This is a genomic window from Aliidiomarina sanyensis (assembly GCF_003987175.1).
Taxonomy (GTDB): Bacteria; Pseudomonadota; Gammaproteobacteria; order Enterobacterales; family Alteromonadaceae; genus Aliidiomarina; species Aliidiomarina sanyensis.
On sequence record NZ_PIPM01000010.1, the window covers coordinates 1 to 16,676 of the forward strand.

Annotated in this window: 16 protein-coding genes; 11 read left to right on the forward strand and 5 right to left on the reverse strand. The window is 50.5% G+C overall.

What is annotated here, in order from left to right:
- Nucleotides 1–936 precede the first annotated feature (936 nt).
- The 5 genes from CWE11_RS09190 (at nucleotide 937) to CWE11_RS09210 (ending at nucleotide 5,729) form a co-directional block, all read left to right on the forward strand.
- Entirely contained in the window at nucleotides 937–3,345 is a 2,409-nt protein-coding gene (locus CWE11_RS09190) for a TonB-dependent receptor plug domain-containing protein (RefSeq protein WP_126777327.1), read from the forward strand.
- A 145-nt stretch (nucleotides 3,346–3,490) separates the two neighbouring features.
- Complete coding sequence (locus tag CWE11_RS09195; protein WP_126777328.1) at nucleotides 3,491–4,027, forward strand: type III secretion system chaperone family protein; 537 nt, start codon at nucleotides 3,491–3,493, stop codon at nucleotides 4,025–4,027.
- Nucleotides 4,028–4,161: 134 nt separating this feature from the next.
- On the forward strand, nucleotides 4,162–4,455 hold the full coding sequence (locus CWE11_RS09200; RefSeq protein WP_126777329.1) for a hypothetical protein: 294 nt from the start codon (nucleotides 4,162–4,164) through the stop codon (nucleotides 4,453–4,455).
- Nucleotides 4,456–4,502: 47 nt separating this feature from the next.
- Nucleotides 4,503–4,958, forward strand: a complete 456-nt coding sequence (locus CWE11_RS09205; RefSeq protein WP_126777330.1) for a copper chaperone PCu(A)C — start codon at nucleotides 4,503–4,505, stop codon at nucleotides 4,956–4,958.
- 60 nt (nucleotides 4,959–5,018) lie between these two features.
- Nucleotides 5,019–5,729, forward strand: a complete 711-nt coding sequence (locus CWE11_RS09210) for a TIGR04219 family outer membrane beta-barrel protein (protein WP_157981336.1) — start codon at nucleotides 5,019–5,021, stop codon at nucleotides 5,727–5,729.
- Between the two features lie 83 nt (nucleotides 5,730–5,812).
- Here the strand turns inward: CWE11_RS09210 and CWE11_RS09215 are convergent, their stop codons facing one another.
- The 5 genes from CWE11_RS09215 to CWE11_RS09235 form a co-directional block, all read right to left on the reverse strand.
- The gene (locus tag CWE11_RS09215; protein WP_241971766.1) at nucleotides 5,813–6,310 is read right to left on the reverse strand and encodes a DUF3299 domain-containing protein; all 498 of its coding nucleotides are present in this window, start codon (nucleotides 6,308–6,310) and stop codon (nucleotides 5,813–5,815) included.
- A complete protein-coding gene (locus CWE11_RS12220) occupies nucleotides 6,311–7,714 on the reverse strand; it encodes an ABC transporter permease (protein ID WP_126777332.1) in 1,404 nt (467 codons plus the stop codon).
- Nucleotides 7,711–8,430 (reverse strand): ABC transporter ATP-binding protein, encoded by a 720-nt coding sequence (locus CWE11_RS09225; protein WP_126777333.1) that lies wholly within the window; start codon nucleotides 8,428–8,430, stop codon nucleotides 7,711–7,713. The genes CWE11_RS12220 and CWE11_RS09225 overlap by 4 nt, the downstream gene beginning before the upstream one ends.
- Nucleotides 8,431–8,466: 36 nt before the next feature.
- Entirely contained in the window at nucleotides 8,467–9,000 is a 534-nt protein-coding gene (ppa, locus tag CWE11_RS09230) for an inorganic diphosphatase (RefSeq protein ID WP_126777334.1), read from the reverse strand.
- A gap of 108 nt (nucleotides 9,001–9,108) precedes the next feature.
- Nucleotides 9,109–10,104 (reverse strand): class 1 fructose-bisphosphatase, encoded by a 996-nt coding sequence (locus tag CWE11_RS09235; protein ID WP_126777335.1) that lies wholly within the window; start codon nucleotides 10,102–10,104, stop codon nucleotides 9,109–9,111.
- A gap of 233 nt (nucleotides 10,105–10,337) precedes the next feature.
- Here CWE11_RS09235 and mpl point away from each other — a divergent pair, with 233 nt between their 5' ends.
- The 6 genes from mpl to panP all read left to right on the forward strand — a co-directional run bounded on the left by mpl (nucleotide 10,338) and on the right by panP (nucleotide 16,673).
- Entirely contained in the window at nucleotides 10,338–11,807 is a 1,470-nt protein-coding gene (gene mpl, locus CWE11_RS09240; RefSeq protein WP_126777336.1) for a UDP-N-acetylmuramate:L-alanyl-gamma-D-glutamyl-meso-diaminopimelate ligase, read from the forward strand.
- A 62-nt stretch (nucleotides 11,808–11,869) separates the two neighbouring features.
- A complete protein-coding gene (locus tag CWE11_RS09245; protein WP_126777337.1) occupies nucleotides 11,870–12,508 on the forward strand; it encodes a flavin prenyltransferase UbiX in 639 nt (212 codons plus the stop codon).
- Between the two features lie 27 nt (nucleotides 12,509–12,535).
- A complete protein-coding gene (locus CWE11_RS09250; protein WP_126777338.1) occupies nucleotides 12,536–13,480 on the forward strand; it encodes an ABC transporter ATP-binding protein in 945 nt (314 codons plus the stop codon).
- Nucleotides 13,470–14,255 carry an ABC transporter permease gene (locus CWE11_RS09255; RefSeq protein WP_241971767.1) on the forward strand — a complete coding sequence of 262 codons (786 nt, stop codon included), beginning with the start codon at nucleotides 13,470–13,472 and terminating at the stop codon, nucleotides 14,253–14,255. Before CWE11_RS09250 ends, CWE11_RS09255 begins: the two co-directional genes overlap by 11 nt.
- Nucleotides 14,255–15,043, forward strand: coding sequence for a tRNA (guanine(46)-N(7))-methyltransferase TrmB (trmB, locus tag CWE11_RS09260; RefSeq protein WP_126777339.1), 789 nt, complete (start codon nucleotides 14,255–14,257; stop codon nucleotides 15,041–15,043). The genes CWE11_RS09255 and trmB overlap by 1 nt, the downstream gene beginning before the upstream one ends.
- Nucleotides 15,033–16,673, forward strand: coding sequence for a pyridoxal-dependent aspartate 1-decarboxylase PanP (gene panP / locus CWE11_RS09265; protein ID WP_275540962.1), 1,641 nt, complete (start codon nucleotides 15,033–15,035; stop codon nucleotides 16,671–16,673). Before trmB ends, panP begins: the two co-directional genes overlap by 11 nt.
- Nucleotides 16,674–16,676 lie beyond the last annotated feature (3 nt).

Consider the following 16,676-nt stretch of genomic DNA (forward strand, 5'->3'; position numbering starts at 1 on the left):
AGAAGTGAAACATGTCAGCGCCGATGGTAGTGTGGGGCCTCCCCATGTGAGAGTAGGACACCGCCAGGCATCCAAATAAAATAGCCCTTCGCGAAAGCGAGGGGCTTTTTTATTTGTTTCACATCTGAGTGTCCTACTCTCGAGTAGGGCGGAGCAGGTTCTTGGTGAAGCCAACAGTTTGGCTTCACCCTGCGTAGCGGGGCGAGCTCTGCGAGTCCCTGGCAAACTGCCAGGCATCCAAATAAAATAGCCCTTCGCGAAAGCGAGGGGCTTTTTTATTTGTTTCACATCTGAGTGTCCTACCGTAGCCAACGCACGTTCCGTAACGGTGCGTTGGGCCAGACCTTCCAAAGCCCCGTTATGGACCATGCGTTGGTTACATCAATGCAATGCATAAGTCTTGGTGGTGTATTTAATTACGCTCCCAACGCGGTGCGTTGGTTACATCAATTCAATACATAAGTCTTGGTGGTGTATTTAATTACGCTCCCAACGCGGTGCGTTGGTTACATCAATTCAATACATAAGTCTTGGTGGTGTATTCAATTGCGCCCCCAACGCGGTGCGTTGGCTACGTCAATGCAATGCATAAGTCTTGGTGGTGTATTTAATTACGCTCCCAACGCGGTGCGTTGGCTACGTCAATTCAATACATAAGTCTTGGTGGTGTATTTAATTACGTCCCAACGCGGTGCGTTGGCTACGTCAATTCAATACATAAGTCTTGGTGGTGTATTTAATTGCGCCCCAACGCGGTGCGTTGGCTACGTGATACTTGGCTCCCAACGCGGTGCGTTGGCTACGTCACTTCATGTGAATGCGTTGGGTGCATGAAAAATACGGGGTTAGAAGTTATAACTTGTAGCGTTTTGATATTGGGACGGGAGCAGAGAAGTGGTAATGTTTTTCCAATAATAAATGAAAAAGGGAAAACATATGAAACGAACGTCACTCTCGCTCGCTTTAGCTTCTGTGTTTGCTGTTCCCATGACCGGCTTTGCGCAAAGTGGAAGCACAGGGGAATCGGAAGTTAGCACAGCGGATCGCATCCAAGTGATTGGCTCTCGATTGAGTTTGCGAACCGCTACGGAAAGCTCCGCTCCGGTGGATATTATTACCGGAGAAGAACTCTTAGCGGCTGGTTTTACTGAGACCGGAAGAGCACTCCAATATGCAATTCCAAGCTATAACTTCCCAACATCCTCTATCACCGATGGCAGCGATGCGGTGCGCCCTGCCTCTTTACGTGGATTATCTCCGGACCATACCTTAGTCCTGATTAATGGAAAGCGCCGTCATACCAGTGCTTTGGTTCACTTAAATGGAACGACAGGACGCGGAAGTTCAAATGCAGATTTAAACGCAATTCCTATTTCAGCGATCAAACGCATTGAAGTTCTACGCGACGGTGCTGCAGCCCAATATGGGTCGGATGCCATCGCAGGCGTTATTAATATTGTCTTGCGGGATCAGACCGAAGGAGGGCACTTTGGTGTCTCTTATGGGCAAACCTATCAGGGCGATGGGGAACAGATAAAATTGCAGGGATCGTTGGGAATTAATCTCTTTGATCAAGGCGGTCTTACGCTCTCGTTTGAATATCAGGATCGGAACCGTACAAACCGCGCAGGCTTAGATCCGCGTCAGCAGTATCCCCTGCTGGAAGATGGTTCTCTTGATCCACGGGAAGAAGAATTTAACCGCCGTAGTCATCATGTAGGTGATGCTGAATATACGAATTCGTCCCTGTTTTTTAATACCTTCTACCAATTGGAACATGGTGAGCTATACGGCTTTGGTGGGTGGAGCGCGCGGACGACTGAATCGGGCGCATTCTATCGGCGCGCCCTTGATGAACGAAACTTGATTGAGGTTTACCCAGACGGTTTTTTGCCGATTCTTCAACCAGATGTGAATGATGCTTCCGTTGCCGCCGGTTACCGCTTCGACTTGGGGGATTGGCATGCTGATGCGAGTGTGGTGTATGGGGAAAGTGAGTTTATCTACAATGTGAAAAATACACTAAATGCTTCCCTAGGTCCGGACTCTCCGACAGAATTTAATGCAGGGACCTTGGTTGCTGATGAATTCACGGCAAACTTCGAGATTTCACGTTCTTACCCATTTGCGAACTACTCAGAGCTTTCAGTCGCCTTGGGGACGAGTTACCGTCGCAATAGCTACAAGATCATCGCAGGCGAAGAAGAAAGCTACCTGGACGGTGGATTTGAGGATCGTCCTGCAGGAAGTCAGGGCTTTACCGGGTTTAGTCCTGATTCGGAGATTCGCCAGTCCCGGGATAATATTGGCGTCTTTGCTGAAGTGGAAAACCAATTGACCGATCAGTTCCGTTGGGGTGCAGCCCTTCGATTTGAGGATTACTCGGATTTTGGCAGCCATACGAGCTGGAAACTCTCGGGTCGATATGATGTGACCGATCAACTCGCTTTTCGTGCAACGACCAACACAGGCTTCCGGGCTCCGAGCGTGCAGCAGCTGTACTTCACGAATATCTCGACCTTGTTTGTGAATCGCGATGGTGAGCTTGTGCCTGAACAGTCAGGAACATTTAATAACGTCAGTGCGGTTGCCCGAGAATTGGAAATTGGTAACCTTCAGCCAGAAGAGTCACGCAGTTTAAGTGTCGGTGCGGTATGGAACGGCGACAATGGTTTGTCTGTTTCAGTGGATGCTTTCCAGATACAGATCGATGATCGCATTATTCTCTCAAGCTCCCTCATTCCGAGTGATTCCGAAGCGGTTGCTTCGGCTCTTGCGGCAGCTGGGGCCGATAACGCTCGCTTCTTTGTTAATGCGGTGGATACGACCACGCGCGGCATCGATGTTGTTGTAGCGCAACAGTATGATCTTGGTGCGTGGGGTCGCTTACGGGCACAGGCTGCTTACGGCTACAATGAAACAGAGATAGACCGCATTACCGTGCCGGAAATTCTGGGTGGTCTTGAGTCACGTTTGTTCGATAATGTTGAGCGGACTCGAATGACAGAAAGTGTCCCTCGCCATACTGGGAGCTTGAGTTTCAACCATCAGTTGAACGCTTGGACGACGCATCTCGGCTTCACTTACTTCGGTGACTATACCTTGGAAAACAATCAAGGCTTGCGAACTACATTCAGTGGCAAGTGGATTACCGATCTGAGTTTTCAATATCAGGTGTCTGAACGTTTGACCGCGAAGTTTGGTGCGCAAAACCTATTTGATGTATATCCGGATAAGCAGCGGCCAGAGAATCAATTCAATGGCATTTTCTTGTACCCAAATACCAATGCGCCTTTTGGGTTTAATGGCGGCTATTACTATGCAGAGCTCCGTTATCGATTCTAGTACTAGCTTGACGCCACGTGATAACAGCCAATAAGCCAAACCCCTCAAGTACTGAGGGGTTTTTTTGATGGCGAATCTATTCAAGGCCGATTTTTTGACTTATATAAGAAGAGAGTCATGGTGACTCTATTTAGAGAAGCTTCTTATGCAAACAATAATCAATCCCCTTCTCCTTCTTGCTGCCCTCAGCATGATGGCAATACCAACTATTTCGACCGCACAAACAGCGTCAGACGATAGCAAGGGATCGCGGCTTTATACGCGCGCTGATCAAGCGCTCGCTAGGCAGCTTATTCACGAGTTCGGTGCAACTGTGGTGGAGTCCACGGCTACGGATGATAGCTTTCAAATGCGTGCAAATGATAGCGAAGGCTTTATTTTTGAAGTGATCGGCAAGATTTGCTCCGAAGGAGAGTGTCTCGGATTAGTATTTTCTGTCACATACGAGATGGATGGAATGGTCGATTACGGGCGACTGAACACCACAAACCTTCGATGGGCGGCTGCTAAAATCGTGATTGACGAGGATGACTTTATCGTGACCCGTTACGAGATCATGGATTATGGCCAAACATATGACAATCTTGTGGCTTCACTGGACAACACGCTTGCGATAGCCAAAGCATCCGCCGAGTATTACTTCTCCGCATGGGATGACGACGATGCTTACGACTGGTGGTAAGAATTACGAACGGTTGGTGGTTTTTCCCACTTACTGTCGAGTGTTTTTTATTTAAATTATGTATTATCAGTCACTTAAATAATTGGCACTGTTTTTGAATGTTCTCCTGTATAACTTTGAAAGGAGATCACTCAATGCGTACTTTACTGATTATCTTGACCGTCGTTTTGGCACTCGCGCTGTTTGGACCAGCAATTTTCACCTTGGCGGTGGAAGGTGTCCTCGCGCTTCTTGTCCCAGTTCTCGTGGTTGCTTTGCTTGCTGGCGTTGGCTTCTTTGTCGGTGCTGTCCTCCTGGGCAGTACGGTCATTGGGGGGCTGATTGTCCTTGGGGTTTTGCTGATGGTGGGTTTCTCGGTATTCTGGCCACTGCTTCTGATTCTGTTTGTTGCATGGCTTTTCACTCGAAGCCGTACACAACAAGCGTAATTTGGGATAGAGTATTTTCCTCAATAACAATAATGAGGAAATAAACCATGAAGTGGGCTCTTCTCTTACTGGCAAGTTTGGTCGGATTCACAGCCGTTGCGCAATCGGTCCAAGTGGATGCTGATGATCTATGGCTTCGTCAGTCGATTCCGGGGCAAGCGAATGGTGCTGGATTTGGAACCATTCGTAACCTAGGCGATGAGGACCTCTTGCTCATTGGTGGAAGCATTGCCATCGCAGAGGATGTCGAAGTACATCGTCATGTTCGTGAGGGCGACCAAATGCGGATGGAAGCCATGGATGCTTTAACCATTCCTGCAGGCTCATCAGTGGAACTACAACCCGGTGGGTACCACCTTATGTTGATGGGATTGAGCGAGCCTTTGGTCGTGGATACCGATCATGATCTCACGCTGGTCTTCAGCGATGGTTCTACGCACACAGTTAAAGTTCCCGTAAAGGAACTCGTGCAGCGCCAACATCAGGGGCACCATGGACATTAAGGATACCTGTAAGTGTGGTATGCTTAGTTCACCCCCCAGATGACAAAAAGGTGTTCCCTTATGAGATTAACGCTTCCCGCTGCACTTGTTTTAGCGAGCACGGTTGTATTTCCTGCCCATGCCGACCTCTTCTCGATCGAAGCAGAGGCGCAGTATTGGAATCCAGATGGTTCGGGATCGGACTCGTTGACGGATATGGGCGAAGAGATGTTCCCTGCTAATTGGGATCGCAATGGGCAGTTGCGTCTTTCAGCTTCTTTTCAGCATTTTATCCCCTTGATCCCAAATGTTCGATTGGAAACGCAGGAACTGGAATTCACCGGATCATCCAGTGGTTTCGACGGTCGTCTGGACTTGGGGCATGATACCTTCACATTGTTTTATGCGCCGTTAGATAACGATCTGACCCGGCTACATTTTGGTGTCAGCTTAAAGCGGGTACGCGGTTACTTGGAGCGCGACATTGTCGATGGACCAACGACCCGTGATGACATCGATGCAGATATCCCGATGGTATATTTGTTGCTTGAGACTTCACTTCCATTTACTGGACTCTCGGTGCAAGGCTCAGGTCACTTTTTCTCATTTGACGACAACGAAGTTCAGGATATTGAGGCAGCTATTCGCTATCGTTTTCTTGATAATCGGATGTTCGAGGGATACATCAGCGCCGGCTACCGGAGTCTGAACTTTAAAATTGATGAAGGGCAGCGTCTGCAAGCAGATTATGATTTCCGCGGCCCCTTTGTTGCGGTGAACTTGCGGTTCTAAACACGCACTTCAAATCACTTGAGCATAAATAAAGCCAACACGGGTTCACCGGGTTGGCTTTTTTGTGACCATAAGGCAGCGTCTTAGAAGTAAGAAATGACTTCTGCGGCTTCCATTTGATAACCGACGAGAGCGATGTCTGCATCTAGGTGCTCAACTTTCATAGTCCCCGTAACCCACACGGCGTCATATGTAACTGGGTAGGGCACACCCTCAGGAAAGCGAACGTGGATGATTTGATTCGGTGGCGGTGGTGGAACATGAATGCAGGCACCGAAGTAAGGAACGAGTAAGAACTCAGTGACCCGGCGGTCATCGCCTTCCAGTTGCACCACATACCCAGGAATTTTAACCTTTTGTCCGTCCAGCTCGGGAACCAGAGGTGCGTCCAAGTTTGTCTGGACCTGAGCTTCAGGGTTCATTTCATAGTACATGGGGTCACGGACTGGAGGCGGTGTCCAATCCGCTGGGCGTAATTCGCGCCAATCTAACTGCCGGACGTCGGCCATGGCTGCGGAACTCATGAGTCCGAAAGCAACCCAAATGCCCATGCAAGTCACTAGATGTACAACTTTTTTCATTTAAAGCCTCACTGATAAACCATCGGTCAACGAGTTGCGATACGCACGCCAAGCCGGTACGAAACTGATCACTAATCCAGCAACCAAGACGATCCCCATGCGCACCCACTCAGGGAAACTCAGGCCACTGACCGCAAGGACGATACCAAATGACTGCTGAACCCATGGTGCAAGAACCAACAAGGCCCCGTACAAGAGTGCAACGCCGAGGACGATTCCCGCAAGGGTCAACGCGACCGCTTCACTGACCAATAAGGTGAACACCGTACCTGGGCCTGCACCAATGGAACGTAAGACCGCCATCTCACGTCGTCGTTCCCGTAGACTGGCCAACAACATAGTGAGCATCCCGATTAACCCCGTCAGTAGGACGAACGCTGAAACAACTGTCAACGCGCGCTCAAAGCCACTCAAAGTGCGCCAGAGATCTTGTAATGTCGTTCCGGGCATAATGGCTGTCAGCGGTTCATCACGATAGGTATTGATTTCTCGTTGCAAGAATATAGCCCGCGGACGTGAGTCCAACCCGACTAAAAATGCACTGATTCCGGGGATTGGGGGTGGCGCATGGGCTTGTTCTTCATGGGAGTGTGCTTCGCCATGTTGCCCGTGATGCGCGTGAGCCTCATGGGAATCACCAGTATGCGTGTGATCTCCGTGACCATGGCTATGACCATGTTCGTGATCTCCGTGGTCATGGCTTTCATGGTTATGCCCCTCGTGGCCTGAATGCTCATGCGCTTCATGACCATGCTCGTGATCGTGAGAATGTCCTCCATGCATCATGTCTAAATCACGCAAGTGAATATACACGGCTTGATCCACCGGCGTTCCGGTGCGAGCGAGGACGCCACTGATCACAAGTGGGTGATCATCATGTTCGTGAAAGCTGACAGAGCCGGTTCCATGGGCGACCACCAGTTCGCTGCCGAGTTCAAGGCCGAGCCGCCGAGCAACTTCTGCGCCAATCACGGCTTCGCCAATTTCGAAGGGACCACCATGCTCAAAGGCGAGGTTTTGTTGGCGACCGTAACGGAAGTGTTCAAAGTAACGTTGGTCTGTCCCCACGACTGGGAAGCCTCGGACACTATCACCGAGTGCGATAGGGACGGTCCAAGCGATATGTCGGTTGTTGTCCCAGTGCTGATAGGTTTGCCACGTGATGTTATTGGTTGGATTGCCAATATGGAAAACCGAGAACAAGAGAAGATTTGTTGAGCCGCTGCGAGCGCCGACGATCAAGTCTGTCCCAGAAATTGTATTGGCAAATCCTGCGCGAGTTTCCTGACTTACACGTTCTACACCGAGTAGGAGGGTGACGGAAATGGCAATGGCAAACACGGTGAGGAACGCATTGCTGGCTCGACTCTTTAAACTTGCGAGGGCGAGGCGAATTAAGTTCATACTTTCACCTCCGATGCACCGGGATGGCCCAGGTTGATTTGATGAAGCTCAATCACGCGATCAAAGTGTTTGCTCAACGTGGCATCATGCGTGACAAAAAGCAGTGTGATTTTCGCTCGCTCACACTCCGCCTTCAATAAGGCGAGGAAGTTATCGCGTGCATCGGTATCAAGCGCTGAGGTGGGTTCGTCAGCGATCAATAATTCGGGTTGTCCAATCAATGCGCGTGCGGCAGCAACTCGCTGCTGTTGCCCCACACTGAGTTGACTAGCGGGCTTCTCCCACAACTCTTGTGGGATTCCCAGTGCCGTTAGCAAGCGCTCACACTCGGCTTGAGCCCCTGTGTTTAAAGATTGTAATCGTGCGCGGCGGGCCTTGGAAAACTCAAGTGCTAAGAGGACATTGCGAGTGACGGATAGAAATGGCAACAAATTGAATTGTTGAAAGATGTAGCCGATATGATCGGCACGGAACCGGTCACGGCGCCGGCTTGATAAAGTCTTCAATGAGGTACCGAGTACCTGGAGCTCGCCTTTTTGCACGTCATGTACGCCGGCAAGCAATGACAGCAAGGTTGATTTTCCACTTCCGCTTGGGCCACGCAATAAAACGCGCTCTCCGCGCTGAATGGTGAGTGCCGGGATGTTTAGTGTCGATTGATGTTGCCCAGGCCACGTAAATACGAGGTCCTGGGCAGAAATGCAAACGTCTGTCATGGAACCAATGTCCTCAAGTTGACGTTGGGTGAGCGTTTACTTTTGCTCTTGCGCGCGCTGATAGGAAGACAAAATTTCTGCTTTTGCTGCGGCAGCATTTGCCCATCCTTCAACTTTGACCCACTTGCCTTTTTCAAGCTCTTTGTAGCGCTCAAAGAAGTGAGTGATTTGCGCTTTTAACAGCTCCGGTAAATCGTTCACATCTTGAATATGATCATACTCTTTGCTGAGCTTGCTGATTGGAACGGCAACAACTTTTGCGTCTTCGCCGGACTCATCGCTCATGTTCAGTACACCGACTGGACGGCAGCGGATCACAGAACCAGGCAGGAGTGGGTATGGCGTGGGGACGAGCACGTCGACTGGGTCGCCATCGAGCGATAGGGTGTCGTTCACGTAGCCATAGTTGCATGGATAAAACATCGGTGCCGACATGAAGCGATCAACCCAAACCGTGCCGGTGTCTTTATCTACTTCGTACTTGATCGGATCCGCATTTGCTGGGATCTCGATGATGACATTTACTTCTTCTGGCAGGTTCTTGCCTGCAGGTACAGCGTTCAGACTCATGGTCTTGTTCCTTTCAAGTTCGCTAAATTTTTCATAACCGCGCAAGTATACCGAATCTGGGGGCATAAGCTCAAAAGGATTCCGGTGAATGGCGCGAATATGCGGTATTTATATACTGTCGGGTCGAGTGCAGGGATGTTGTTTAAAGTATCCCAAACAGGTATCGACCTCGTTGCGCGAGCCCATAATCACGGAGACGCGTTGATGAATGTGGGTTGGCTGAATCGACATAATGCGCTCATAGCCTGTAGAAGACCGCCCGCCCGCTTGTTCCATGAGGAAGCTCATCGGCATGGCTTCGTAGAGTAGCCTCAGCTTGCAGGGCTTCTTGGGGTCTTTGTAATCCATTGGATAACTAAAAATTCCACTGCGCGTTAGAATTCGATGGACATCGGACACCATGGCCGCGTTCCACCGCATATTGAAATCTTTCTTGCGCGGGCCGGTGCTGCCTGCCAACAGATCAGCAATGTACTGCTGCATTGGCGGGAGCCAGAACCGCTGGTTTGACATATTGATGCCAAACTCTTGAGTATCTTGTGGAATGGTGATCTTATCGACGGTAAGGAGGAATTCGCCAACCGTGTGGTCGAGCGTAAAGACGCGCACGCCACGCCCGGTCGTCATCACAAGCAAGGTGCTTGGACCATAGAGGATATAACCGGCCGCTAGCTGCTCATCGCCGGTTTGCAGGAACAACTCGGTGCCCTCTGCAGGATGATCTGGTTTTTCAAGAATGGTGAAGATAGTCCCAACCGCGCCATTAATATCAATGTTTGAGCTGCCATCGAGTGGATCGTATGCCACCAAATATTTTGCGTCGGGGTTGCCCATCACGACGTCGTCTTCTTCTTCAGAAGCGACCGCGTGGACAAGCCCGGTTTCAAGGAGCATATTCTTGATGAGCTGATTGGACACCACATCCAGTTTCTTCTGGACTTCGCCTTGAATATTCGCGTCGAGGGTTGACCCGAGCGTTCCTGCGAGACTTCCTTGATGGAGGCGGTGAGAGATTTCTTTTGCAGCGGTGAGCAAAGTGTTGATCACGGAAATTAAGTGTAAGGGTACGTGATCACTATTCAGAACGGGAATCAGGCGTTGCATGATTAGCCTCGGGTCCTTGTGTCGTTTTTAGGTCATTGCCGGAAACGCCCGCTAGTGTACCTGAAATCCCTTCCAGATGCTCCCTTTTTGCGCACATGGAATGCGGATGAATCGGTCTAGATGTAGTGATACAATGGGCGGTTACTATTTAAAAGTTAGACGCCGAACAGCGTGATGCCCCGTCACAAGACCATGAAGCAAGTTAATTTGTTGAAAGGAATGCCGAAATAATCATGTCGAACGAGTCATCATTACAGGATGGGGCGGAGAGCCGCCGAATCGTTACACCGTCCACGAAAGGTCATCTTCATATTCTTGGCATTTGTGGCACCTTTATGGGCGGTATTGCCGCGCTTGCGAAGGCGCTTGGCTATCGGGTGACAGGTTCTGATAAAAATGTGTATCCCCCGATGAGCACGCAACTTGAAAAACTCGGGATTGCATTGCACCAGGACGATGACCTCACACAGCTTGAACCTGCTCCGGATCAGGTCATTATCGGCAATGCATTAAGCCGCGGGCATCCGCTGGTTGAAGCGGTGTTGCAACGTCGAATTCCATACATCTCGGGGCCACAATGGTTGGGTGAAACCTTGTTGCGCCAAAAACATGTTTTGGCGATCGCAGGAACGCATGGCAAAACCACAACGGCTTCGATGCTGACATGGATTCTGGAGCAAGCTGGAAAATCACCGAGCTTTTTGATCGGTGGGGTGGTTCAACCTTTTGGGCAAACGGCGCGGTTGACCGACAGTGACTACTTCGTGATTGAAGCCGACGAATATGACACGGCGTTTTTTGATAAACGCTCCAAGTTTTTGCATTATTTCGCTGATACCTTTGTGGTGAATAATCTGGAATTCGATCATGCGGATATTTTTGCTGATCTCGCGGCGATCCAACAGCAGTTCAAGTATGCGTTGCGAACAGTGCCACAAGATGGGCATGTGTTATATCCCATTGATGAGCCTGCAGTAGCACCAGTGGTGGCTTCGGCATCCTGGGTCGAATGTCAGGGGGTTGGCCCTGGGGCGGCTTGGGATTTTGAACTCAATGCAGATGATGGAAGCCACTTTCACATCATTCAAAATGGTGAGCGTGTTGCGCAGGTCCAATGGAGTCTGATTGGCGTACATAACGTTCGCAATGCTTTAATGGCGATAGCAGCCGCGGCATCGGTGGGAGTGTTGCCGCAGGTTGCGGCTCAGGCGCTTGCCAGTTTCGAAGCGCCAGCGCGCCGTTTGCAATTGCGCGGCCAAGGATGTGGTGTAGCTGTGTTTGATGATTTCGCACATCACCCAACCGCCATTCGCACCACACTCGAAGCAATGCGTGCGCGCGTTGATTCCCAACGGGTGGTTGCGATTTTTGAACCACGTTCAAACACCATGAAAGCGGGTGTGCATGCGCAAACACTAGGGCCGGCGTTTCGTGAAGCCGACGCTATTTATGCGCTACAACCGGACGGTGTTGATTGGCCTTTGGCCGCTCAACTCGAGGCGAGTGGAAAACCGGTATATGTCTGCGCCTCCGTTGCAGCGTTGGTTGAGTGTCTGTTTGCGAATGAGGCGCCTTATTTGGGGGCTCAGGATGCATCGATCGCTAATCATTGGGTGGTCATGAGCAATGGTGGTTTTGGTGGCATCCATGACCAGCTGCTCAACGGTATCATGGCAAACGACCCGGTTCCTACCGACGGGTAACACACGAGTTGTCGTTTGGGCTCTCACCAGCGCGAACTCACCAGAATAGAGGATTGAGTGGAATGACACATCAGTCACAACAAGACGGGCGTATTACACTGGCGATCACCGGCGCATCAGGGGCTCCCTATGCGCTTCGTTTGCTCGAGTGTCTCTTGGAACAAGATCAGCAAGTCTCGTTGCTGATTTCAAGTGCAGCCCGAGTGGTTTTTGCTACGGAAGAAAATATGAAGTTACCGGGCTCTCCTGAGAGTATCCAGGCGTTCTTCTGTGAACGATTTGAGGTGACCTCAGAGCAATTGCGAGTGTATGGCCGTGAAGAGTGGTTTTCACCGGTGGCTTCAGGGTCAGCTGCGCCCAAACGTATGGTGGTTTGTCCGTGTTCAACAGGAACCCTCTCTGCGATCGCGACGGGAGCCAGCGACAATTTAATTGAGCGTGCAGCGGACGTGGTTCTCAAAGAGCGGGGACAGTTGATTCTGGTCCCGCGCGAAATGCCATTGCATGCAATTCATCTGGAACACATGCTGAATCTTTCTCGGCTGGGGGCGACCATTATGCCTGCAGCACCAGGTTTTTATCATGCGCCAAAACAAATCTCAGACTTGGTCGACTTTGTGGTCGCACGCATCCTTGATCACTTGGGGCTTGACCAAAATATTATGCAGCGGTGGGGTTATCAGCCCGACGACAAAGGCTAAACTGCTGCGCAGTGATTGGAGTCATACATGACATTTGCACTTGAAATAACAGGCTTAAGAAAAGTCTATCGGGGTGGTTTAGAAGCCCTGAAAGGATTAGATTTGACGGTTCGTGAAGGCGATTTTTACGCGCTACTTGGACCAAATGGGGCAGGGAAGTCGACAACAATCGGTATCATTTCTTCGTTAGTGAACAAAACCGAGGGGCAGGTTCGGGTCTTTGGGTACGACCTAGACACGCAAATCAACGAAGTGAAACAGCATATTGGACTGGTTCCACAAGAGTTCAATTTCAATCAATTCGAAACCGTGCTCCAGATTGTGGTGAATCAAGCTGGATACTACGGCGTTCCGCGGGATCTAGCGAAAGAGCGGGCCAAAAAGTATTTGACGCAATTAGGTCTATGGGAAAAGCGCAATGACCGCGCACGAACCCTGTCCGGTGGGATGAAGCGGCGCCTGATGATTGCGCGCGCGCTTCTACATGAACCCAAACTCCTCATCTTAGATGAGCCAACCGCGGGTGTAGATATTGAATTACGCCGCTCGATGTGGGATTTCCTAACACGCATCAACAAAGAAGGCGTCACCATTATTTTGACCACACATTATCTCGAAGAAGCAGAGATGCTTTGTCGTCACATCGGGATTATCGACAAAGGTCAGATTATCGAAAACACCACCATGAAGAGCTTACTCAGTAAGCTCAACATTGAAACCTTTGTGCTCGATTTAGCGCCCGTTGAAAAGATACCAGCGATCACCAGTGCGACGATGCGGGTCATTGATGATCACACCCTTGAAGTGGATGTAGCCAAATCGGCTGGGTTGAACTCGGTGTTTTCCGAGCTCACCGAGCAAGGCTGCAAGGTGCTCTCAATGCGCAATAAAGCGAATCGTTTAGAAGAGTTGTTTGTTACCTTGGTTGAACAGGGTCGTGACCGCAAGGAGTCTGTTACCCATGGCGCATAAGATGCAAAACCCGATTCACTTCACCGCGTTAAAGACCATCTGGATTAAGGAGTGCACACGCTTTTTGCGTATTTGGGTGCAAACTCTGGTGCCGCCCGCTATCACGATGACCCTCTACTTCATCATTTTCGGCAGCTTGATTGGGAGCCGAATTGGTGAGATGGGGGGAGTAAGTTACATGGAGTTTATCGTACCAGGCTTGATCATGATGTCGGTGATCACCAATGCTTACTCGAATGTCGCATCGAGTTTTTTCAGTGCCAAGTTTCAGCGGAACCTTGAGGAAATGTTGGTAGCGCCGGTCTCAAATATCACGATAATTCTGGGATATGTTGGAGGTGGTGTGGCCCGTGCCCTTCTGGTGGCGGTTATCGTCACCTTGGTTTCTGGCTTCTTTGTCGATCTTTCGATTCAAAGCTTCGGGTTGATCCTGTTGACGGTATTGTTGACCGCGACATTGTTCGCAATGGGCGGTCTACTCAATGCCATGTTTGCAAAAACCTTTGATGACATTTCAATCATTCCGACCTTCGTGCTGACTCCCTTGACGTACTTAGGCGGGGTTTTCTACTCGATCAGTCTTTTGCCGCAGTTCTGGCAAACCGTGTCACAATTCAATCCGATTATTTATATGGTCAATGGCTTCCGCTATGGCTTTATTGGGGTGTCCGACATTGCCCCTGCGGTTGCGATTACCGTTCTGCTTGCCTTCAATGTCGCATTCTTTTTGCTGGCCTGGTGGCTCTTGAAGCGCGGCACAGGAACACGGACCTAATGTCCGAGGCTAGATCACGTCGTATTACGAGCAATCAAAGCGGTCCTCATGAAGAGGTTCCCGCGTTGGTTGCTCGTTATTGGCAGAGCGAATTCAAAAAGCCTGTGGCTGATCATAGTCGTGAGGCGTTTGCACAGGTCGCTCAGCGTGTCCAAGAATGGGATGGTCCCCTGATCATGGATTCGTGCTGTGGTGTGGGCGAGAGTTCGTTGCGTATTGCCGAGGAACATCCGGATGCCTTGGTCATTGGGGTGGATAAATCAGCCCATCGAATCGGTAAGTTTACCGGCATGGAACCGCACCACGAACCGACGAACCTGATCATTGTGCGGGCGGATCTCAATGATTTTTGGCGTCTGGCTGAGGGAGCAGGCTGGCGCCTCGCCCATCACTATTTACTCTATCCGAACCCGTGGCCGAAGAAGAAACACGTGGGGCGTCGCTGGCATGGCGCGCCAGTTTTTCCCGCGTTGGTAAACTTGGGCGGTCAGCTGCATATGCGAACCAATTGGCCTTTGTACTTGCAAGAGATGCAAATTGCGTTACGGACACTGCAGATTGACAGTGAGATTGTTGCGCTTGCGTTCCAAGCGCATCCGTTTACGCCATTTGAGCGTAAATACCAAGCCAGCGGACAGCCACTTTGGGCGCTCAACGCACGTTTAGATCACCCAAAACTTGCGTCGATCGAACAGCGAGAAGCGCTCAGAAAACTAGCCGAATCAACCGGGGATATGCTAAAGTCCCCGGCTCGCAAAAACAGGCCAGGAGAATCGTGTGGGGCCTAAACTCACCGCAGAAGTCAGTATGGAATCACTCTTTCGGATCTTCACTGTTCCGGAAGCGCCTGACTCTACCCTTGGGAAAATTGAACGGCATTTGTCAGAGAATCTAGAGGATTTTCTGTCGTCGCACATTGTCGCGCAAGAGCGCCCATTGCATGAAATCGAACAAGACTTTGCAGCGAGTGGCATCCCTGAGCAGCCTGAGTTTGTCTCGACTCACACGGAAAAACTCCTCCACACCTTAGTGGCGCAATCGGTTCACACGGCATCTCCTCGTTTTATCGGCCACATGACGTCGGCTTTACCTTATTTCTTGCTGCCATTAGCGAAGCTGATGGTTGGCTTGAACCAGAACCTTGTGAAGATCGAGACGTCGAAAGCATTTACGCCGTTAGAACGTCAAGTGCTCGGTATGATGCATCATTTGGTGTACGGTGAAAGCGAGGCGTTTTATACCCGTTGGATGCATAACGCCGACCATTCATTGGGTGCATTTTGCTCCGGCGGTACGATTGCCAACATCACTGCGCTCTGGGTGGCTCGCAACAATTTGCTTGCCCCATCGGACCAGTTTGCGGGCGTCTCAGCCGAAGGTTTGCCGGCCGGTTTACAATATTATGGTTATAACCGATTGGTAATCTTAGTCTCTGAGCGCGGACACTACTCATTAAGCAAAGCGGCTGATGTGCTTGGTATTGGTCGGAAGAACATTATCGCTGTCCCCACAGACGCAGAGAACCGTATTCAAATAGATGCGCTACGCCGCATAGCGGATGAAGTCGAGCAAGGGGGTGGTCGGGTGATGGCCATTGTCGGCATTGCCGGCACGACTGAAACTGGCCATGTGGATCCGCTCAATGAAATGGCTGACATAGCTCAGTCGCTCGAAGCGCATTTTCATGTGGATGCTGCTTGGGGCGGCGCCACCCTGATGTCTGAAAAACACCGCCCTTTATTGCACGGAATTGAACGTGCGGACAGTGTGACCATTGATGCACACAAGCAAATGTATGTGCCTATGGGGGCAGGCATGGTGTTGTTTAAAGATCCGGCGTTGGTGAACGCCATTGAGCACCATGCGGAATATGTGATTCGTCGGGGCTCAAAAGATTTAGGAAGCCACACCATTGAGGGTTCGCGGCCCGGCATGGCCATGCTTGTTTATTCAGCGTTGCATGTGATGGGACGGCGTGGATACGAGCTCTTGATCAATACGAGTATTGATAAGGCCCACTTTTTTGCAGGATTCATTGAGCGACAGCCGGATTTTGAGGTGGTTACCCATCCGGAACTGTGCCTACTCACCTACCGGTACATTCCTCGCTCGTTGAAAAAGCGACTGCAAGCAGCGACACCCGAGCAAATTGCCCAAGTGACGCCTAGCTTAAATGTGCTGACCAAATATATTCAAAAAACCCAGCGTGAGAATGGACGCTCGTTTGTTTCTCGAACGAAGCTAACCCCTGCACAGTATCATCGGGAACCAACCCTTGTGTTCCGAACCGTGCTAGCAAACCCGCTGACGAGCGAGAAGATGCTCGCCGAGATTATCGAAGAGCAACGGACTATTGCGGAAAGTGCGCCAAGTTTGTTGCAGCGCGTAATGGACGCAGCGACTGAAGCAGGACTTTAAGTG